Annotated in this window: 16 protein-coding genes and 1 pseudogene; 11 read left to right on the top strand and 6 right to left on the bottom strand. The window is 45.2% G+C overall.

Annotated elements, in window-relative coordinates; genetic code table 11:
• Positions 1–2: 2 nt before the first annotated feature.
• The 6 genes and pseudogenes from ACFI6L_RS05775 to ACFI6L_RS05750 all read right to left on the bottom strand — a co-directional run.
• The gene (locus ACFI6L_RS05775) at positions 3–1,580 is read right to left on the bottom strand and encodes an SLC5/6 family protein (protein ID WP_462573580.1); all 1,578 of its coding nucleotides are present in this window, start codon (positions 1,578–1,580) and stop codon (positions 3–5) included.
• Between the two features lie 101 nt (positions 1,581–1,681).
• Positions 1,682–3,388 carry a PH domain-containing protein gene (locus ACFI6L_RS05770; RefSeq protein ID WP_462573579.1) on the bottom strand — a complete coding sequence of 569 codons (1,707 nt, stop codon included), beginning with the start codon at positions 3,386–3,388 and terminating at the stop codon, positions 1,682–1,684.
• A complete protein-coding gene (locus ACFI6L_RS05765; protein WP_049588103.1) occupies positions 3,388–3,942 on the bottom strand; it encodes a PH domain-containing protein in 555 nt (184 codons plus the stop codon). The genes ACFI6L_RS05770 and ACFI6L_RS05765 overlap by 1 nt, the downstream gene beginning before the upstream one ends.
• Before the next feature lie 175 nt (positions 3,943–4,117).
• A complete protein-coding gene (gene arcB, locus ACFI6L_RS05760) occupies positions 4,118–6,472 on the bottom strand; it encodes an aerobic respiration two-component sensor histidine kinase ArcB (RefSeq protein WP_462557345.1) in 2,355 nt (784 codons plus the stop codon).
• 99 nt (positions 6,473–6,571) lie between these two features.
• A complete protein-coding gene (locus tag ACFI6L_RS05755) occupies positions 6,572–6,748 on the bottom strand; it encodes an SH3 domain-containing protein (protein ID WP_230962285.1) in 177 nt (58 codons plus the stop codon).
• 180 nt (positions 6,749–6,928) lie between these two features.
• Positions 6,929–7,507: pseudogene (locus tag ACFI6L_RS05750) on the bottom strand (N-acetylmuramoyl-L-alanine amidase); the annotation flags it as partial.
• A 662-nt stretch (positions 7,508–8,169) separates the two neighbouring features.
• Here ACFI6L_RS05750 and gltB point away from each other — a divergent pair.
• The 11 genes from gltB (at position 8,170) to ACFI6L_RS05695 (ending at position 21,530) form a co-directional block, all read left to right on the top strand.
• Positions 8,170–12,636 carry a glutamate synthase large subunit gene (gene gltB, locus ACFI6L_RS05745; protein WP_239258485.1) on the top strand — a complete coding sequence of 1,489 codons (4,467 nt, stop codon included), beginning with the start codon at positions 8,170–8,172 and terminating at the stop codon, positions 12,634–12,636.
• Between the two features lie 13 nt (positions 12,637–12,649).
• Positions 12,650–14,065 carry an FAD-dependent oxidoreductase gene (locus tag ACFI6L_RS05740; RefSeq protein WP_014950544.1) on the top strand — a complete coding sequence of 472 codons (1,416 nt, stop codon included), beginning with the start codon at positions 12,650–12,652 and terminating at the stop codon, positions 14,063–14,065.
• Between the two features lie 128 nt (positions 14,066–14,193).
• Complete coding sequence (locus ACFI6L_RS05735) at positions 14,194–15,711, top strand: M20/M25/M40 family metallo-hydrolase (RefSeq protein ID WP_462557348.1); 1,518 nt, start codon at positions 14,194–14,196, stop codon at positions 15,709–15,711.
• 159 nt (positions 15,712–15,870) lie between these two features.
• Positions 15,871–16,320: a hypothetical protein gene (locus tag ACFI6L_RS05730; RefSeq protein WP_014980147.1), complete on the top strand. Its 450-nt coding sequence runs from the start codon at positions 15,871–15,873 to the stop codon at positions 16,318–16,320.
• Between the two features lie 209 nt (positions 16,321–16,529).
• On the top strand, positions 16,530–17,117 hold the full coding sequence (locus ACFI6L_RS05725) for a DUF2726 domain-containing protein (RefSeq protein WP_014950547.1): 588 nt from the start codon (positions 16,530–16,532) through the stop codon (positions 17,115–17,117).
• A 164-nt stretch (positions 17,118–17,281) separates the two neighbouring features.
• Entirely contained in the window at positions 17,282–17,983 is a 702-nt protein-coding gene (locus tag ACFI6L_RS05720) for a 5'-methylthioadenosine/adenosylhomocysteine nucleosidase (RefSeq protein WP_462557661.1), read from the top strand.
• 1 nt (position 17,984) lies between these two features.
• Positions 17,985–18,929 (top strand): cobalamin biosynthesis protein CobD/CbiB, encoded by a 945-nt coding sequence (locus tag ACFI6L_RS05715; protein ID WP_342340819.1) that lies wholly within the window; start codon positions 17,985–17,987, stop codon positions 18,927–18,929.
• On the top strand, positions 18,929–19,852 hold the full coding sequence (locus tag ACFI6L_RS05710) for a cobalamin-binding protein (protein WP_170826515.1): 924 nt from the start codon (positions 18,929–18,931) through the stop codon (positions 19,850–19,852). The genes ACFI6L_RS05715 and ACFI6L_RS05710 overlap by 1 nt, the downstream gene beginning before the upstream one ends.
• Before the next feature lie 133 nt (positions 19,853–19,985).
• On the top strand, positions 19,986–20,390 hold the full coding sequence (locus tag ACFI6L_RS05705) for a rhodanese-like domain-containing protein (RefSeq protein WP_014950551.1): 405 nt from the start codon (positions 19,986–19,988) through the stop codon (positions 20,388–20,390).
• 136 nt (positions 20,391–20,526) lie between these two features.
• Positions 20,527–20,928: a DUF2721 domain-containing protein gene (locus tag ACFI6L_RS05700; protein WP_014950552.1), complete on the top strand. Its 402-nt coding sequence runs from the start codon at positions 20,527–20,529 to the stop codon at positions 20,926–20,928.
• Entirely contained in the window at positions 20,925–21,530 is a 606-nt protein-coding gene (locus ACFI6L_RS05695) for a GNAT family N-acetyltransferase (protein ID WP_014950553.1), read from the top strand. The genes ACFI6L_RS05700 and ACFI6L_RS05695 overlap by 4 nt, the downstream gene beginning before the upstream one ends.
• Positions 21,531–21,550: the final 20 nt, after the last annotated feature.

The following is a 21,550-nucleotide window of genomic DNA, read 5'->3' as shown; positions in this document are numbered from 1 at the left end:
GTCTACTGCAGCCAACGCGGCATTAAGTAGCAAACAACGACCAATAAGCAAAAATAGCCAAGCAATAGGGTGGCAATCGGCTTATCAATCAGTAAGCGTCGTTGACCAGAGGTGGTGATCGTCGCTGTATCGTTTTCATCATTAGCTGACAAAACAGACAAGATAATAGCGGGTATCACTGTGCTCGCGAACCCCGTTACATTCCACCAAAACCAAAACACGTCCTCGACAAAAAATGCGAACGACAAATTAGTCAGCACGCCACACATCAGGCCGGTATTGACCTGTGTGGCATTTATCTTCTTCGTTAGCATGCCAAGTAGAAACACAGCCAAGACAGGACCAAAAAAAACAGAGCCCACTTTGTTCACCGCTTCTATTACGGTAGGCGCTATATCGCCAGCGTTGAGCGAAAGCAGCAAAATAATCACTCCCCAAAGCAAGCCCGCAAACTTAGCATGACTCAGGTAGCCTTCAGGTTTTGCGCGTTTCCGAGTAAGTTTGAAATAATCTTCAAGCGAAACAGCGGCAAGAGAGTTTATTGCTGAGCTCAGTGATGACATGGCTGCAGCAAGAATAGCGACCACAAGCAAGCCGATAAGCCCATGAGGTAAATAATTAAGAATAAAGACCGGCATAAGCCAGTCCGGATTATCTTTAGGAATTTGCGATAGCAAGTTGGCGTCGTTAAACGCTAGTGTGCCGACCACCAAGCCTGCTAAACAATATAGAAGTGTTATAGGGAACCTAAAAATGCCATTGGCTAACATCATCTTTTTAAGATCGCTTTCCGATTTCGCTGACAATGCCCTCTGTGCTTCTGATTGATCACAACCGTAGTATGAGGCGTAGAGGATCACGCCACCTAGCACCATAGGAAAAAAGCCGAAGCCGTCACCATCAAAACCCAGAGATGAAAAATTAAGGGTAGAGACCCGCTCGCTTGGAAGTAACTGTAAAAAGTGCTCCCAACCGCCTAATGCGTTAAGACCAAAAGCAATGCAGATAGCTGTGCCCAAAACGATGACAACCATTTGTACCGCGTCACCATATACAACTGCTTTCATGCCTCCTTGTAAGGAGTACAAAACGGTAATCACACCAATGAGTAATATTGCCTGCGTGGATGAAACCTGCATGGTTCCTTGCAATATAATGGATAGCGCGTAAACCATTATGCCGGTAGCGAAGGCCCTGCTAAATTGAAATACAACACTGATACTAATACGGGTAGAGGTAGAGAAACGTCGCTCAAGATAGTCATAAATACTCACCACACCGCTTCGGTATAATGTAGGCAACACGGTGCTAATGAGTAAAAGCATGGCTAACGGAACTGCCAGTTCATAAGAGAGCCAAATCAGCCCTCCCCCCTCACGGAAGCCGACAAATGCAGGAGCGGAAATGAAACTGACCGCCGAGAGTTGCGTCGCCATCACTGAAAGTAACAGCGGTTTCCAACTTAAGCTTCTTCCAGCGAGAAAATAATCTTTCTTTGACTGCTGTCCACGCAAGCTAAAGCCGATGACGAGTAACGTGATGAGGTAAATCGCGATGACACTGTAATCAAGAATATCCATATAGACGCAAGGTTAAGCAACTAAATACCTACCATTACATAAACTCGGTCTATTTGCATAAAAAACGTATAAAAAAGCAGCGCTCAAAGAAACAGTGTACGTTACATCCAAGACCTTCTGGTTGACTCCACCTCGAATAGCACACTATCTGCTAGTTTATTAACGTAGTCTTCTGGTAGAAACGGCACAGTCACCGCCCCCGAAGCCAGTACAAACTTAACGGTGGCCTGTTTTCTTAGCTTCATAAACACGCTTTGCTTAACGATAACTTGCTGCGCTTTATAGGGCTCAAAGCATTGATAGTCGATGCCTATTCTACCTCGCCTTATATAAACGTACTTACTGTCATAGGCTATACCCCATCGCCACCACCTAAGCGTGAGTAACAGCGATACCGCACTAAAGACAACGAGTGAACCTAGCATAATATCTAGATGGGATGACACAGCGCCAATAGTGAAAAAGGTAATAAAAGGCAACGTCCAGCCCGCAAGCAACCAAAAAGTAATAAATCGCTTACTAATGGTTTGATAATCTTGACCTCGCAGGTCACATCCAGGCATCACTTCTTGACTAAGCGCGAAGGCTTCATCTTCGGTTACCGATGGCACAATAAGCTTATTTGGCGACATCAGTTCTTGCATTTGCTGCCCAGCCGTTGAGTTCTGCTCAAAATACAAATTCACCCGCTTTAGTATTTTATCCAGCCAGTCTTGCTTCGCCGTAATCATTTGGATGCGTGAAGCTCGCATGCTGACTTCCAGTTTATTAAGCAAGCCGCTGCGACGGATATAGCGATCACCTGTTCGTGAAAGTGTGTAGCCGTAAAAAGTGAAAAGCGCGCCACCAACACTCAGCAGTGCCACTAACGCCATAAGCATCATGAGAATGACAAAGGCATACAATCCAAATTGCCACCACGCAACCGTTTGTTCACCAACCAGCTGATTAAGCTGCAAGCCTTTATCGGCTAACCACTCTGAAACCAGACCGAACACATCGTCATAGAAAGGTGCCGCAGCACCCAGTATGATCCACACGCGATTGTTGGTGATACCGTGAATAATGATGTCTTTCACGGACCGTCGATTTAATACTTCTTCATTTGAATGGGAAGAATCTATCGCTTTAGTGCGCGTTCGTGGCGTGGGAAAAGACGAACTCTGCTCGTCGGATAAATCTTCATTTGGCAAACAATCCAGGTCACCCTCATCGTGCAGCGCTTTTTCATATAACACCTGCTTTTTGAGCGCTTCAGCATAATCTTCAGGAACCGCTACAATTTTAGCTTCTTCTTTCCCACTTCCTGCGGTATCAAGCACCACTAACGCGTACCCAAAAGGTCGGTAATAAAAAGGGCGTTCTATCTTAACGTTTTGAATACGCCACAAAGGCAAGTTGGTATAGCGGCGTTGGAACACGCCATGATGAATCTCAACGTGCTGGTTGTGCACGCGAAACTTGTACATTAAAAAGCTTATTACGCCGCTAACACTGGTAGATAGAAAAAGGATTCCAGCACCGATTAGTACTTCAGGCGACAGAAGGTTATCCCAAATATTGAACGATATGGCTAAGGCGGGAATGGTATAAATAAGCACTTGAGCCGAGTTGGTAAAATTGCGAATAGTAAAATACAAAATAGAAATAAGAGAGAGGCGCTGCCACTCATCACCGGTTTCTACTTTAAGCTTCGGTTCTTCCATATTAGCATCTTGCCCATGGGACTTAAGCGCAGTATCTTCTTTCAGCTCTTTTGACTGATTAAGGGTAGACGCTTGGTGCGAAGGCGTTTCTGATACCGTCATTAGCGTGCACCTATGTCTTTATGAGCAAGAATGAACTCACGCAACTGCTCTGCCCTTTCAATGCTTAACCCAGGTATTTCAAACGTGTGCATTTCACCACCAGCCGAAAACACCTGAAGTGAGGCAAGGCCCGCCCACCTGTCCAATGGACCGCGATTAACCTCTACATGCTGAACACGCAAAATAGGTTGGCACGAGAGTTTTCTAAAAATTAGTCCTGACTGCTTACTGATGTCTTGCTCTCGAATCGCATAAAATATGCGTACATCAGCAAAAAAGTGGTACAGCGCCCATAGAGAGCCTACAGCGACGATACCTGCAACAACATACGGGTAAGCTTGCAGCAGTCCTTCTGGCAATGACCAAAAGCTTTGGAGTCGTAACGCAGAAGCAATACCGATTAGCACTAAGGCTATCAATCCAATGGAGAGGATATTTAGTGTCCGGTACTTTTTGGATATAGGAAGTAATGCGAGCGTTTGAAGTGAGGGAATTTCCTCAACACTGAGCTGATTATTTGAAAACACGGTTTCTTGTTGTGCGCTAATTGTCATCGCATTAATTCCTTTTACCACTGTATAAATAAGATCAGCCTGCCGCCTTTTTTTAAGGAGAGGCTTAGCTACTTAGCAACGCTGCTCTGAACGCTTTCTCTAGCGCAGTTTTTATAACAAAAAAGAGGGCAAGCCCTCTTTTTTGCGTTTCCTATTAAAGAGCGCGTTATGCTAACTAGTCATCAACCTGCTGTTCATTCAGCCAATCGTGTAGTGCCTTCATGTCGTGCTGAACCGCCATTTGTAACTCTTCCACCCAATCATGCACGTTCTCCCACCATGTAGGGTGGTCGCCCTGTTGAATTTGATTAGCAATACGCTGTACACGAGCCAAACCAACAGAGCCAGCGGCGCCTTTAATTTTGTGAGCCTGTGAGCACACTTCTGACTTTTCGTCCGCACTTAAGCTTAGCTGCAGTATTTCCATGTATTCAGGCATTTTTTCTTGGAATACTTTCACGCTAGCGCGCACCATTTCATCCCCTATGGTATCAACTAACATCTGTAACAAGTCCATATCTAAAATGTTACTTAATGTTTTGTTAGGTTCAGGGCGCTCTACTTCGCCATCAATTTCAAGCGGTGCAGGTGGTGCATGGAACAGCTCGTTAAACACCTCGATAACGCGAGATTTTTTAATCGGCTTCGCAATAACGTCATCCATACCGTTTTCTAAGTATTCATCACGCTTTTTAATGACGTTTGCTGTTAGCGCCACGATAGGCGTTTGCATAACCAGATCTTCTTCAATAATCGTACTTGCCACATCGAATCCTGTCATGTCAGGCAATTGAATATCAAGCAAGATAAGGTCGTATTGGTTTTCCCTGACTTTGTCTATGGCTTCTTGACCGGTCATTGCTACATCGACTTTCTGGCCAAGCTTCTCGAGCAAGGCTTTAGCGACCATTACGTTCAATTCAATATCTTCTACTAACAAGATATTGAGCCCTGTCACTTGAAGCTGCGCGACTTTCATCGGGCTATTAGAAATTTGAACAGGCAACACAATTTCAAAACGGGTGCCTTTACCCACTTTACTTGAAACGTGAATTTCACCTTTCATCAAGTCGACCATTTGCTTACAAATTGCCAATCCAATACCGGTACCTGTGGCCGATTGGTGGTCAGGGTGATCAACCTGATAGTACATGGCAAAAATCTTATCAATTTCGCTTTCAGGAATACCTACGCCCGTGTCTTCAATCACAAATGTTACATACGCCTTATCACCATCAGGTTTCGTCGATGAAACCGTTAGACTTACGTGACCTTTTTGTGTGAACTTCACTGCGTTAAACAGGATGTTCCATAATATCTGACGAAGGCGCGTACCATCTATTTCAACAAGACGGGGAAGCGGCTCGTTAATTGTCGTTTTAAGCTCTAGCTGTTTGTCGGCTGCAAGTAGACGAATAATGCTGCTAAGTTCTTCGGTAAAGTCTTTCAACGATATGGTTTTTAGACTCAGCTCAAGCTTATCTCTGTCTAACTTATCAAGGTCGATAATATCGTTAAAAATATTACCTAATGTTATAGCGCTGGCGTATATCGTACTTACCCAGTTAAATTGTTCTTCACTCAACTCGGTATCACGCAGCATACGGCTTAAGCCCACAATACCGTTTAGCGGTGTGCGTAGCTCATGACTTATGGTTGCGATAAAGCGAGTTTTGTCGGTACTTGCTTTTGCAGCAGCATTTTCAGCTTGCTTACGCTCAGTCATGTCTCGACCGAACGACAACAAGCCGAGGCGATTACCGTCTTTATCGAAGAAAGGTACACGCTTCATTTCGAAGTAACGACGACGTCCATCAGCAAAGCGAAGCCACAGCTCTTCTGTGATACTGGCGTTGGTTTCTAGAACTTCGTGATCACTCGCTACAATTTGGCGGGCAAGCTCTTCCTCATATACGTCTTTTGGCGTTAAGCCAAGCAGCTCTTGCTCGGTTTTGCCCGTCATAAGCTCCGCTATACGGTTACAACCAGCAAACCTGCCTTCTTCATTTCGGTAATATATTAAGTCTGGTGAGGCATCGATGATTGAACGTAACAAGGTTGATAAGCGGCGTGCTTGTGCTTCTTGTTCTGATTTATCCTGAATTTCTTTTTCTAAGTCTTTAAACAGCGCCTCACGCTCTTCTTGTGCTTGCTTGCGCTGCTCTATCTCGTGATTAAGCTGTCTGATGTTGCTTTGAAGTTCGCGGTTAAGAAAGACATCTTCTTCACGCAAACTTTCCAACTGGCTTACCACTTCCTTTAAGTTGGTACGTGAGTTTTCTAATTGCTTGATTAACTCACTAAAGAAATAAAGTACCCAAGGCGCAGATAACATGGTCAGTACTACAGCACTGATGAAGTCATCGGGCTCAACCTGGCTTCCCATGCTCACGCGAATTACGTATGAGCCCCCTAGCGTAAACACAAGCGAAAGAACAACAAACAATATGCTGAGCTTTAGAGTGCCAAAACGCTGAACAAATTGGGCAAAGCGAATTGCCCAAGAATCGTTTGGTGAATCTGAATGCATGTACGTCTAATTTAAGCTTATTTTGCGGTTATCCTATCAGGCTTTCCTCTTTTCGGGAATGCGGTTTGTCAAAGCATAACTCTGTGGCCCTGCTCAGAATTAGGATTTGAAAGGCGACTTTTCAGTAATTTCATTAATGTATTTGGTATTCACCCATCCCACCTTCGTGTAAGACACTTTCGCCCACTCCCCTCGCTTTTCCAGTATTTTTAGCACTTCGCCCTTATTCAAACCGTTCTCGACAGTTGGGTACGAAACATCTGGCCCTTTTCTCACATTCAGCGAATTGGCACTTACATTGGCCACCCGCTTTACAGGGCTAGCGAGATCCCGCTGAATTTGATCATGCGCCTCTCGCTGTGAATTCGAATCACTTGACTCAGTTGCCCACCTTTCACTATCACTTTGCAAAACAGCGGCTTTGAGTCTTTGAAGGGGAAAAGCGGGGCCAGGATCGACCTTTCGTGACGGCGCTATTTCTTCGTGCCCGACGATAGTAGAGATGTTGTAGTGGCTACACAACGCTTTACACAGCGATAGCGTCCTAACAATTTGTACGTCGGTGTACTTGTGCCAATAGCCCATAAACTGTTGGTTAATGTGCTGGGCAGCTAATACTTCATTCTCGCCAAAAATTTCGCCAAACCAACTTTCAAAGGTGCCGTCTCCTCTAGCCTTAAGCTGGCCGGCATTGTCTAATTCAATGCCGATAGAGTACTAATTCAAGCCACTACGCCCCTCGTAATAACTTTCTCCTGCGTGCCACGCTATTTTATTAGTCGGAAGCATTTGAACAATGTCACCATTGCGTCCAACGGCAAAGTGAGCTGACACACCGCTATCGGCATTGGTCAAGACATTCACCGAAGATGAAAGGCTACTACCGGCGGTAAAATGAATAACAATAGTATCGGGAGATCCAGATTGAAAACGCCCAGATGTGTTAGGAGAAAGCCTGAAGGTGATATTGTCGCCAGTTAGAATATGATCATCTATACTAAATAAAGGCAGTGGTGAAGCATGTAGTGTATTCATACAATAATCCTTATTGTCTTAACAGCACGCCACCACAGTGAATTTTTATTCTTCGCCTTCCACATAAGCGTACACTCAATTCACACACAGGGCTCTCTATCAACATCCTTCAGCGCACCACGAGCCTTACCTGTGGTCAATTTTCAATCAATATAGCAAACTACTTATATTAGTGGAACCATAGCTTTACAAATTAATAAAAATACACCGCAAACCGCTATTGACAACATAAAACATCAATTTCAAAGCATATTTATTCATTGATAAAACACAAATGAGAAGTAATATCATTTATGAGGGGTCAGTTATTCACTTTGCAATGCTGATAACATTTTTGTTACAAACATAAATGGCGACACATAAGCAACTGATTAATATATATTTAATTATATTTATACTAATTCACTATAAAGCTTATACTTTTAGCGTTTGATTTTAGTTTTTAATGTGGGTATTTTGTACGGCCCGCATCGCAATAATGCATAAAAATGCGGAAACGACTGGAATCCTCTAATAATAAAATAACGACAAGAAAGGCGCACGCCGCGAGCAATACCGCTCGCAGGCATAAAAGACGTCTAATAATGTTGTGATACGCAAACCTAGGCGCATCTACACGCAACGCATACCTTGCCCAGTCAAAAGGTTGAAGGAGTTAAGAGATGAGTTTATATAATCCCAATGATTCCCGGGACAACTGTGGGTTTGGCTTAATCGCTCACACTCATGGGGAAGCCAGTCATGAATTGGTAACTACTGCAATACACGGTCTTGACCGTATGCAGCATCGTGGCGGTATCGCCGCCGACGGGAAAACCGGTGACGGCTGTGGTTTATTACTACAGAAACCGGATGCGTTCTTCCATGCAATCGCCGAAGAAAATGGCTGGAAACTCAGCAAAAAATACGGCGTGGGCATGATTTTCTTAAGTCAGGACCCGGTACTTGCGCAAGCCGCGCGTGAAGTACTTAATGAAGAACTAGAAAAAGAAACACTTTCAGTAGTGGGTTGGCGCGAAGTGCCTGTCGACCACTCAGTACTGGGTGAATTAGCGCTAACGGGTGTTCCACAAATTGAACAGGTATTTGTGAACGCGCCAGCAGGTTGGAGAAAACGCGACCTTGAGCGTCGTTTGTATATGATCCGCCGCCGCGCTGAAAAACGTCTTGAGAAAGATCCCGATTTTTACGTAGCTTGTTTGTCGGGCTTGGTAACGATCTACAAAGGCTTGGTAATGCCAAAAGACTTACCTGCCTTTTATCACGATCTTGCCGATGAGCGTATGCAAAGCGCAATTTGCGTTTTCCACCAACGCTTTTCAACAAATACACTACCACGCTGGCCGCTTGCTCAGCCTTTCCGCTTCCTTGCGCACAACGGTGAGATTAACACCATTAAAGGAAACCGCGACTGGGCCATGGCACGTGCTGCTAAATTCGCAACGCCACTTATTCCAGATCTTAAAGATGCAGCCCCTTTCGTTAATACTGAAGGATCAGACTCATCCTCGCTGGATAACATGCTGGAGCTATTCTTAGCCGGCGGTATGGATTTATTCCGTGCTATGCGGTTACTTGTTCCACCCGCCTATCAAAACAACAAGACCATGGACGATGATCTTCGTGCATTTTACGAGTTCAACTCTATGCACATGGAACCATGGGACGGCCCAGCGGGTATCGTTTTAACTAACGGTCGCCACGTAGCCTGTAACCTTGATAGAAACGGTCTACGTCCTGCGCGTTACGTTATTACTAAGAACGGTTTCATTACCCTAGCCTCAGAAGTAGGTATTTGGGATTACGAGCAAGCCGACGTCATTGAAAAAGGCCGTGTAGGCCCAGGTGAAATGCTTGCTGTAGACACATACACAGGCAAAATCTGGCGCTCTACTGAAATTGATGAAGACTTAAAAGCGCGTCACCCTTATAAAGAGTGGCTAGATAAGCATATTCGTCGACTTACACCAATTGAAAAGCTTGATGCGTCGTTAATTGGCAAGCGCGTGTTTGACGACGATGCCATGGCGGTGTACCACAAGCTACACGCCTACAGCTATGAAGAAATTCAACAAGTTGTAAAAGTACTCGCGAAAGACGGTCAAGAAGCCGTTGGTTCAATGGGTGATGACACGCCAATGGCGGTTATGTCATCGCGTCAGCGTACGGTTTACGACTATTTCCGTCAGCAATTCGCACAGGTTACTAACCCGCCTATCGACCCGCTACGTGAAAACCACGTTATGTCGTTGGCAACCTGTATTGGCCGCGAGCAAAACGTATTTAGCGAAACCTCAGGTTACGCTGACCGCGTATTGTTTGACTCGCCAGTGCTAATGTATACCGACCTTAAGCAACTGCGCGAATTTAACCCAGACAACTACTACTCAGAAGTCGTGGAGCTTCAGTATGCGCCGCAAGAAGGTTTGAAGAAAGCCATCGAGCGCGTGTGTAACGAAGTCGAGATGCTGGTTAAAAACAAGCGTGCTGCATTCGTTATTCTGTCTGACAGAAACATTAAGCAAAATCGCTTAGTTATCCCAGCAGCAATGGCGGTGGGTGCGGTACAGCGTCGCTTAGTTGAAAAGTCATTGCGCTGCGATGCTAACGTTGTTGTTGAGACAGCAAGTGCCCGCGATCCACACCATTTTGCGGTGTTGATTGGCTTAGGTGCCACTGCGGTTTACCCATTCCTTGCATATGAAACCATTGAGCAGCTTTGTGAAAAAGGCGAGTTGGATATTTCTCCTATGCAGGCCACGTTGAACTACCGTAAGGGTATCAACAAGGGCTTGTATAAGATCATGTCGAAAATGGGTATTAGCACTGTTGCTAGCTACCGTAGCTCTAAACTGTTTGAAGCAGTGGGTATTAACAACGAAGTGATGAAGCTATGCTTCAAAGGTGTAACCTCGCGTATTCAAGGTGCGGGCTTCGATGATTTCCAGCAAGATCTTATCAACCTAAACCGTATTGCTTGGCTTAAGCGTAAATCTGTCGATCACGGCGGCTTGCTTAAATACGTGCACGGTGGCGAATATCACGCCTATAACCCAGACGTAGTCAGTACGCTTCAAAAGGCTGTGGTGTCAGGTAATTACGACGACTACCAGCAATATGCGAAGCTTGTTAACGAGCGTGCGCCTGCGCACATTCGCGACTTGCTAGCTATAAACCCTGATTGCGACCCTATTGATATTAGTGAAGTAGAAGCACCGGAAAACTTATTCCCACGCTTTGATACTGCGGCAATGTCAATTGGTGCACTAAGCCCTGAAGCGCATGAAGCGCTAGCGATTGCCATGAACCGCCTCGGCGGTCAGTCTAACTCTGGGGAAGGTGGCGAACACCCTTCTCGCTTTGGAACTGAAAAGAACTCTAAAATTAAGCAGGTGGCTTCAGGTCGCTTTGGTGTAACGCCTCACTATTTGGTTAACGCAAACGTTATTCAAATTAAAGTGGCGCAGGGTGCAAAACCGGGTGAAGGTGGTCAGCTTCCTGGCGATAAGGTAAATAAGTACATCGCACAGCTACGTTTCTCTGTGCCGGGTGTAACCCTTATTTCACCACCTCCACACCACGATATTTATTCAATTGAAGATTTAGCACAGCTAATTTTCGATTTGAAACAGGTTAATCCAACGGCACTTATATCCGTTAAGTTAGTATCTGAGCCGGGTGTTGGCACCATTGCAACGGGTGTAGCGAAAGCCTATGCCGACCTTATCACCGTTTCAGGTTACGACGGCGGTACAGGTGCAAGCCCGCTAACATCAGTTAAGTATGCAGGTAGTCCGTTCGAGCTTGGTTTATCTGAAACTCAGCAAGCGCTGATTGAAAACGGCTTACGTCATAAAGTACGCGTTCAAACCGACGGTGGTTTGAAAACAGGCTTAGACGTAGTAAAAGCCGGTATTTTAGGTGCTGAGAGCTTTGGTTTTGGTACAGGTCCAATGGTCGCGTTAGGCTGTAAATATTTGCGTATTTGCCACTTGAACAACTGTGCGACCGGTGTTGCAACGCAAGATCAAAAACTGCGTGACGACCACTTCATTGGCTTACCTGATATGGTAATGAACTACTTCAAGTTTATTGCTCAAGAAGTACGTGAAATCATGGCGTCTATGGGTATTGCTAAGTTCGACGACCTTGTTGGTCGCACAGAGCTACTTAAAGTTTTAGATGGCATTACCGCTAAGCAAAACCGTTTAGATTTGTCTCCGTTACTAGCGCAGCCTAAAGCAGGCGATCATACGCGCTTATTCTGCTCGCAAACGACTAACGCACCTATCGATAAAGGTGAGTTGAACGCGCAGATGCTTAAAGACGGCCAGCAAGCGGTTGTTGACGGTAAATCTATTACTCTTAAATACCCTATCCGCAATACGGATCGTTCTGTCGGCGCATTGCTATCAGGTGAAATTGCTAAACATCACGGTAACCACGACTTTGAAGATACACCGATTAAAGTTGAACTTACTGGCACAGCAGGTCAGAGCTTCGGTGTGTGGAACGCTGGCGGCCTGCACATGCATCTTGAAGGCGATGCTAACGATTACGTGGGCAAAGGTATGACTGGCGGTAAGCTTGTTATCCACCCGCCGCGCGATATCTCGTATGACGCCCACGACAGTGCCATTATGGGTAACACCTGCCTTTACGGTGCAACAGGCGGTAAGCTGTTTGCTGCTGGCCGTGCTGGCGAGCGCTTTGGCGTACGTAACTCTGGTGCTATTGCCGTAGTTGAAGGCATTGGCGATAACGGCTGTGAATATATGACAGGCGGTATCGTAGCTGTACTTGGTCCGGTTGGTGTTAACTTCGGTGCCGGTATGACAGGTGGTTTTGCTTATCTTATGGATGATGGCGACGACCTTGATAACCGCGTGAATGCCGAACTGGTCGATGTAATGCCAATTGAAGATAAAGCAATTCTTGCTGAACACTTACGTGGCTTAATTAATCAGCATTACGAAGAAACAGGAAGCGAGCACTCGTTGTCGTTGCTTACTGATTTCGCCGCAACGCTGAAACGCTTCAAGCTTATTAAGCCAAAAACCAGTGATGTGAAAAACTTGCTTGGTCACATCAGTCGTTCAAGTGCTGAATTACGCATTCAGGCTCAGTAGGAGGATTTAGTTTATGGCAAAGAACGTATATCAATTTGTCGATGTTGAACGTATCGATCCGCCTAAAAAGCCGATCATGGTTCGTAAACAAGAGTTCGCGGAGATTTATCAGCCGCTGAGCCAATCTCAAACCGAAGGCCAAGCAGATCGCTGCTTGGACTGCGGTAACCCATACTGTGAATGGAAATGCCCAGTGCACAACTACATTCCTCAGTGGTTAAGCTTGGCGAACGAAGGCCGCATTTTAGAAGCTGCGGAACTTTCTCATAAAACCAACAGCTTGCCTGAAGTATGTGGCCGCGTATGTCCTCAGGACAGACTGTGCGAAGGTGCATGTACGCTGAATGATGACTTTGGTGCAGTGACTATCGGTAGTATTGAGAAGTACATTACCGATACAGCATTCAAAATGGGCTGGCGCCCAGATATGTCTGACGTGGTATGGACCGACAAGAAAGTGGCGATTGTAGGTGCAGGCCCAGCTGGTCTTGCATGTGCTGATATCCTGGTTCGTAACGGCGTTAAACCTGTTGTTTACGACAAATACGAAGAAATTGGTGGCCTACTTACATTTGGTATCCCGTCTTTTAAATTAGAGAAAGACGTAATCAAGCTACGCCGCCAAATTTTTACCGAGATGGGTGTTGAGTTCGTACTTAACACTGAAATTGGTAAAGACATACAGTTCCAGGATTTGCTTGATAAATACGATGCTGTTTTCTTAGGCATGGGTACGTACAAGTCTATGCAAGGTGGCTTCGATAACGAAGAAGTTGAAGGCGTTCACGAAGCGCTACCTTTCCTTATCGCCAACACCAATCGCGTAATGGGCCTTGAAAAAGATCCTGCTGATTACATTGATATGAAAGGCAAGCGCGTAGTAGTACTAGGTGGTGGTGATACCACGATGGACTGTGTTCGCACGTCAATCCGCCAAGGCGCTGCCCAAGTTACCTGTGCATACCGCCGTGACGAAGAAAGCATGCCGGGCTCTCGCCGCGAAGTTGTTAACGCAAAAGAAGAAGGGGTTGAGTTTAAATTTAATCTTCAGCCTCTAGACATCGCAGTAGACGAAAATGGTAAAGCGTGTGGCGTTAAGCTGGTTAAAACTGAAATGGGGCCGCCTGACGCCAATGGACGCCGCCGCCCTGTTGAAGTAGAGGGTTCAGAGCACGTACTAGAAGCTGACGCGGTAATTATCGCCTTCGGCTTCCAGCCCAGCCCTGCGCCATGGTTTGCTGACTTCGGCATTATGCTTGATGAAAAAGGTCGCGTACGCGCGCCATCTGCTGGCAAATTTGCTTACCAGACCTCTCACCCGCAAGTCTTTGCCGGTGGCGATATGGTACGTGGTAGTGACTTGGTTGTTACTGCTATCGACGAAGGCCGTAAAGCCGCAGAAGGGATTATGGACTATATTGGCGTTTAACCTTCGCTAACTAAGGCCTATTGTCCATTCACGAAAAGCTCGATAGTTCTGCTATCGAGCTTTTTTTATTTAAAACTAAAGAGATACGATTTACATTAGATAGAATAATTGAATAAAGAGATGACATCATGAGATTGCGGACAGGGCTACTTTACGGGTTATTTTTAGTTTCCGTTTCATATTGCGCCCAGGCAGAGGAAAGTAACGCACTTACCACTCGCTCGGCTAAAGCAGTGTTCGCAGACTACTTGGAATATCTCACGCTACCCAACGTTGCAACGCAATCAGCAACTGATATAGAAAAGGTTGCGCGTTGGACGGCAACGAAATACAGCGAGTATGGTTTTAATACTCAGCTGCTGGAAAACAACGGCATGCCGATGCTGTATGCTGATTACATGCTAGCTGGGAAAAATGCCCCTACCCTGCTTTTTTATGCACATATGGATGGTCAACCGGTTAACGCTGAGTTGTGGGAACAAGACAGCCCTTGGCAGCCCGTTCTAAAAATCGAAGAAAATGACAGCTGGGTTGAAAAACCACTCTCTTTACTCGATAAAGACTATGACCCTAATTGGCGTATTTTTGCGCGCTCGGCATCTGACGACAAAGCCCCAATTATGATGTTACTAGCAGCCATAAACTCACTTTCGACGAATAAGGTGACGCCATCAGTTAATATCAAAGTGCTCCTTGATTCAAACGAGGAAGGTGGCTCTCCTACCCTCGCAAAAGTGATAGAAAAAAACAAAGCGCAGCTTTCTGCAGATGCCGTAGTAATGTTAGACGGTCCCATGCATCCATCCAACGCTTCTACCGTGGTTTTCGGTCATCGCGGTGCGACACTGATTAAGCTCACTGTTTTCGGACCAAATTCTGATAGCCATAGTGGGCACTTTGGCAACTACATTCAAAACCCCGCTTTTATGCTCTCAACACTCTTAGCAGGGATGAAAAATGAAAATGGCAAGGTGACTATTCCTAATTATTACGGAGACGCTCCTCTGTCAGAAGAAACAAAACAGGTGCTTCGAGACATTCCTATTGATGAAACTGCACTATTGGCACGCCTTGGGGTAGCAAAGTCAGAGTCTGTAGGTGGCAACTACTATGAATCCATTAGTCTTCCGTCTCTAAATATCAATGGATTGAGCGCTGCAAGCACAACAGCAGTAAGGACAATCATTCCGGCTAGCGCTACAGCGTCCATCGATATTAGAACTACAAAAGAGGCTCACTCGTCCAGACAAGTTAAGCTGTTAAAAGACTATATAACAGCTAAGGGATATCACATTGTGGACGAATTGCCATCAAAAGAAACCCGTCTAAAGCATGAAAAACTCATTCTTATAGAAGTTAGCCCCGGCACTGCAGCACTACAAACGTCCCTCGATGAGCCAGTTGGTCTATGGGCGCAAAAGGCACTAGAATCTGTAAGCGATGAGAAGGTTGTAGTTATTCCAATGATGGGGGGTACTGTTCCAACCGCACCGCTAGTAAACAGTATAGAGAAGCCGGTAATTCTTATTCCATTAGTCAATGCTGATAACAATCAACACGCCCCTAATGAAAACTTACGTATAGGGAACTTTTACAGTGGAACAAATGCGCTGTATCAATTACTGACCACGCCTTATGACCAGTAATAGAGTTGTAGTGATGAAGTGATGCTTTAAACCAAAACCTATACGAAAAACCTCACTAATATACGTTAATAGACCAAGGTTTAGTTGAAGCGCGAGAGTTACGACTCTACTATCGTTTAAGCAATTAAAGACATCGCACATCGGGTGAAGAATCTATCTATGCAGCATTTAAACATTAAGAAACTTACATTTTGTCTAACACTGGCGATAGCAGCGAGCAATGCCAGCTTAGCTGATACCATTGCTGTTGACGCTTCATTAAATGCGCAAGTTAACAACCAAACTAAGAAACAAAGCGTCAACTCTTCACCTAGTAAGCCAAGCATCATGTCTTGCCCTTCTGATTTTCAGCAAGTTAAGATTTCTGATGATGCAAGACAATGCCAAGCATTTGACGAAAGCAAGACAGCAGTAATGGTTTACCACTCTCCTCGCTCCCCGAGTGAATTACTGAATGTTTACCAAACGGCGCACCCCGCTTTAAAAACTCACACGCCAGTTAGCGGCCGCACGTTGTTATCCTCAGAAGATAAAGGGGTCAGAGTAATAATCAGCCCAGATAATACTGGCTCTCAAGTGGATATTCTTGTTACATCCACAACGAAATGAGCCCTTTTAGCAAGACAACTAAAAAATCTACTCATGTTGGCATCTGCTTTGCAAAATCATCAATAACTACTCCACGGTAACAGTGAGTGTCATTTTTATGACGCTCAAACTGCAAACGGAGCCCAAGCTTTTTTCGATATAAACACTTTAGCGGGCTTCTTTATTACGCATTCCGTGGGCTTTAACTATTGATATTTGCGAGGGTTACGATGGAATTGGCAATTATTCTAATGATGTTACTTATTGTCGTTGCACTGGGTGCCATAAAGTTGTCAGACGGCGGTGTCGCATTTCCATTTAGGCGAAAGCCGCAATTGTTCACCCCCGTTGAACACTCTTTTTTAAACCTTATCGAACAGGCTATGGGAAGAGAGTTTCGCATAGTGTGCCGTGTGCGTCTTAACGATTTAGTGGCGGTTCGCCAGTCTGCAAATAAAAAGACGGCAAGCCAAGCCATCAGCAGAGCTTCTAGCAGACAACTCGACTTTGTATTAGTAGATAAACACGACATGAGTCCTGTTCTTGCTATCGACTTAGTTCATAGCCAAGGCAAAGATGGTTATAAATCACAAAAAGACTGGTTTGTAACCGGAGCACTTGATGCTGCCGGCCTTCCTCACGCAAGAATTAAAGTGAAGTCTGGTTATACCGTTGACGATATTCGCGAGTGTTTGGAAAACAAACTCATTCCTTATCGCCGTTTACAGCAAAAAATGGCACAGCTGCCAACGCATAATCCAGAGCCACCAAAGCGCCCGACTCGCCCAGTGCGTTCAAGCAGACCAGCTGCAGCTTAAGACATAACCCCACTTCCCCTGGCCTTTGTTGCTTTGCTATTTTCTTACTCTCAAATAGCGGTAACAGAGGCATTTTTCTGTCAGTTTGCCCGTTTTCCTTATACAATTAACGCTTTCAGCAGCGTATTCACGCGTTAAATTCCCTCAACACCGTCGGTAAAGTTATGAAAAAAATTGGTATTTTAGGTGCAATGGACGAAGAAGTTGCGCTACTTAAAGCGTCACTTTGGAATGTAAAAGAAACCCAGTGGAAGCACCTGACGTTTTACGAAGGTACACTTAACGACATAGAAGTGGTGCTAGTAAAATGCGGTATTGGTAAAGTGGCTGCAGCAATTGCTACTACTGTACTTATCGAACAGTACGCCCCTGATGCTGTTGTCAATACCGGTTCTGCCGGAGGTTTCGACAAGAATCTAAACATCGGTGATTTAGTGATCGCCAGTCACGTTATTCACCATGATGCCGATTTAACCCATTTTGGCTACAAGCTCGGTCAATGCGCAGGTATGCCTGAAGATTTCCGTTGCGATACAAGGTTAATGGAAGCCGCTCGTAGTGCTGCCACAGGCATTACGTCGCTTCGGTCGACAACAGGTTTAATCTGTACGGGCGATGCGTTTATCGGTAGCGACGAAGCTGTAGCAGAACTGCGTGAAAAATTCCCAGACATGAAAGCGGTTGAGATGGAAGGTGCAGCTATAGGTCAAACTTGCCATATGCTCGACACGCCTTTCCTTGTCATTCGTTCATTGTCGGATATTGCAGGAAAAACGTCGTCAGTGAGCTTTAAAGAGTATCTAGACACTGCCGCTAAACACTCAGCACAATTAGTTATGGCAATGATTAAGGCCCTCGCGAAATAAGATGACAGAGGTAATTAGCGACCCGCAATACCAGTCGCTATTCGTACTTTGGCTGGCTATCGCCATTGACGCATTATGGCGCTGGCCCCAAAGTACTCATCCATTAACGCTCATGCGCTACCTCGTTCAGCAAATGGGGCGCAAAGTGGTGCCCTCTCGTGAATACGGTAGGTCTCAGCACTATATTTCAGGCTCATTAGCCGCCCTAGTTCTTCTTGCGCCATTGGTAGTATGTGTTGCCATCTTGGTGTACATGGCCCAATACCCCGTATTCTTTGAGGCGATTATTCTTGTCGCACTGCTCGACTACGGTTACCAGCGTCAACAGTACAAAAAAGTGCTGGCGAGTGTGGGAAGAAATAAAAAATCCCTCGCACGTGAAATGGCGCAAACCATTACTGCACGTCAATGCGATTCACTTTCCGATATAGGAATTGCCAAAGCCGCGATAGAATCGCTATGGCTGAAGTTTCTTTATCTTTATTGCGGCGTCATTTTCTACTTTGTAGTGGCAGGCCCCATAGGCGCACTCATTTATCGATTGCTTTTGCTCACATCTTGGCAGTGGCATTACCGAACCCCTGCAATGACTTTCTTTGCCAAACCCGTACGTAATCTTGTTTACTTACTTAATATGCCGCCCGCGGTCATTGGTGGTCTAGCAACACTACTGGTCAGCCATCCTATTAAAGGGTTTCGCGCCATAAAGCGCTCCCCAGTGAAAGATAAAACCTCGCTACTGCTTGCGCTTATGGGCGGTGTGCTTGATATTAAACTCGGCGGCCCAGCAATTTATGCCAACAAGAAGATTCGATACACCCGCGTGGGAGGCGCTAACGAGGTAAAGTACTCTCACATGTTGACAGCCAAAAATACGGTTACTCATGCCATGATTGCGGTTAGCGCCTTCGCATCGTTAGCTATGCTGGCAATGGCCGTAGCCTAATGAAAACAGCAGTTATGATGAAAACCATTTTTTTTGTAATTTTAAGCTATTTACCTCTTCTCACATTTGCTAACTCAGAATCAGATGCCGAGACAAAGCACCTAGCTCATTCAGATCAATTTGCTTCTGCCGATGTTGCACCAAGCTCGGAATCAAGCGCCTTATCAAATTCCGTCGAGCTAAAGATAGTCAGCCTTGCGCCCCACCTTACCGAATGGGCATTTAGTTTGGGCTTAGGCCCTAACCTTGTAGGTGTAAGCGACTATAGCGACTATCCTGACGCCGCGAAAAATATTAAGCGGGTGGCGGATTTTCAAGGTGCCGATATCGCTACCATTGTGGCGTTAGAACCTGATTTAATTCTTGCATGGGATGGAGGCAATAAGCCGCAAGATATCCATAAGCTTTCCTCGATGGGTCTAAACGTATTTAGCAGTAAGGTCGAAAATATCACTGATATAGCCAGCGAAATTAAAAGGCTTGGGGCACTTACAAATACGCAAAAGCAGGCGACCCAGCTCTCCAATGATTTTCTCAACGAACTAGCCGAACTTCGAAGTAAATACGACAAATCCTCGCTTATACCAGTATTTTATTATTCGTGGACTGCTCCACTTATGACCATCGGTCCCAACGCGTGGGGTAACCAACTGCTGAATGTGTGTGGTGCTCAAACATTATTTGCAGACAGTCCTGTAGACTATCCTCAAGTCGCATTAAAAGATGTACTCACTCGCCAACCTCATGCACTCATTGCGGCATCTAAAAGTACGCATTCAGAACTTGAGGTATTCTGGCGTGATCATCGCTCTTTCCTCAAAGCCCCCTTAATTGTTGTGGATCCAGACGTCACCAGTAGGTTTTCATTGCGATTAATAAATGAACTAAAAGTACTCTGTAAAGGTATTAAAGAAAGCGCATAAGCGTTATACTTAAGTCTAGACCTGCTGGGCTGTTTTCAATTGATACACACCGACTTGGCTCAACTTAAGCGCCTTTGTGTAACAGAATAAGAGCAGGTTCTAATCTTCTATAAAAAGGTAAGAGTTTTTATTCATGCGGATTGTTGTTGCGGGTTTTCTAGTTGTTATCAGTGTTGCATTGTTTGTGTCGCTTCAGTGCACAGCGAAAGCGACCGCGCAAGCCTCTGTTGCCGCATCACCATATCTTATCGAGCGAGTTGCTAACAACGACTGGCTCCTTATTGATGTTCGCTCTCCGCAAGAATTCGCCGATGGTCACATTCCTGGCGCAGTAAATATGCCCCATGAAAATATCAATGACTACCTTAGCGAATTAGAAGGCCACAAAAACAAGCCTATTATCATTTATTGTCGTTCAGGCAGAAGAGCCAAACTGGCAATGAAAGTATTGGAAGAACTCGATTTTTCTGAAGTCATGCATTTAGAAGGCGATATGTTAGGCTGGAGTGCCGCTGGCATGACAGTTGACCGAATGTAGACTCAATATTCCGCCTTCTCCTTCGTATTAGTCTTTGGCACTAAAGATGTTGTAAGTTCAACCTCTTGGCTGATTACTGTGTGTAACTGAGCCCCTGTGATACACTCTTTTTACTCGACGATTGTATGAAACACCCATGAAAATAGATATTGCTACTCCGGCCATGTTATTTCCGGCGATTTCTTTATTGCTTCTAGCCTATACCAATCGCTTTTTAACGCTTGCAACTATTATCCGAAACTTTTCAAAAGAAGAGAGAGATGAGAATACTCAAGCACAAATAAAAAACCTTCGATTACGTATTCAACTTATTAAGCGAATGCAAATAGCAGGTGTGGGTAGTTTTTTTCTTTGTGTAGTATCCATGCTAGCGATATACCTCACCTATCAACAGGTAGGAAACTGGGTGTTTGCTGCAAGTTTAGTATCACTTCTGTATTCACTATGGATGTCGGTAAGAGAAATATTGATATCAGTTGAAGCCTTGGATGTGCACCTTGACGGGATGAAAAACGCCCCGCGTAAAGAAAAAGTATGAAGCCCACAAATCATTTGAGCCACATAATTCAAAGTGATATCAGCTACGAGTCTCTAGCGCCTGAGTTTTTTGCAGGGGTGATTGCTCTTGGTAATCACGTGCACGGAGATAACTACCTAACCAACGAGCTACTTGCTGATTACTATGCAAAGAGCTTTGTTGGCAATACTAATGCTAGCTGGGTAGCCCTATACAAACAAAAAGTTGTTGGTTTCAGGCTCACCTTTGCGCATACGCAATGGGAAGCAGATGAGTGGTGCAGCCCTTCCCTTTGGCCAGTAGATCCAAATACCGTATGCTATTTCAAATGTAATACGGTAGACCCCGCAATGCAGGGCTGTGGAATTGGCAGCAGACTATTAAGTAAATCGATTGAATGTGCGCAAACTCAAGGCGCAGAAGCGGGTTTAGCACATATTTGGTTGGCAAGTCCGGGCAACAGCGCATTTAAGTACTTCACTAAAAATGGGGGGCAGCTTATAAAGAAGCACCCTAATAAGTGGCGCTACGCATCTATTCATGAAGGCTACGATTGCCCTGTATGCGAGGGTTATTGCGAGTGTGAAGGTGCGGAAATGCTACTTCAATTTCAAGCCCCATAAGTACGCCAAAGGTAAAAACG

Source organism: Alteromonas sp. G4i35, from assembly GCF_054960375.1.
This window is presented reverse-complemented; position numbering and strand designations above follow the sequence as displayed.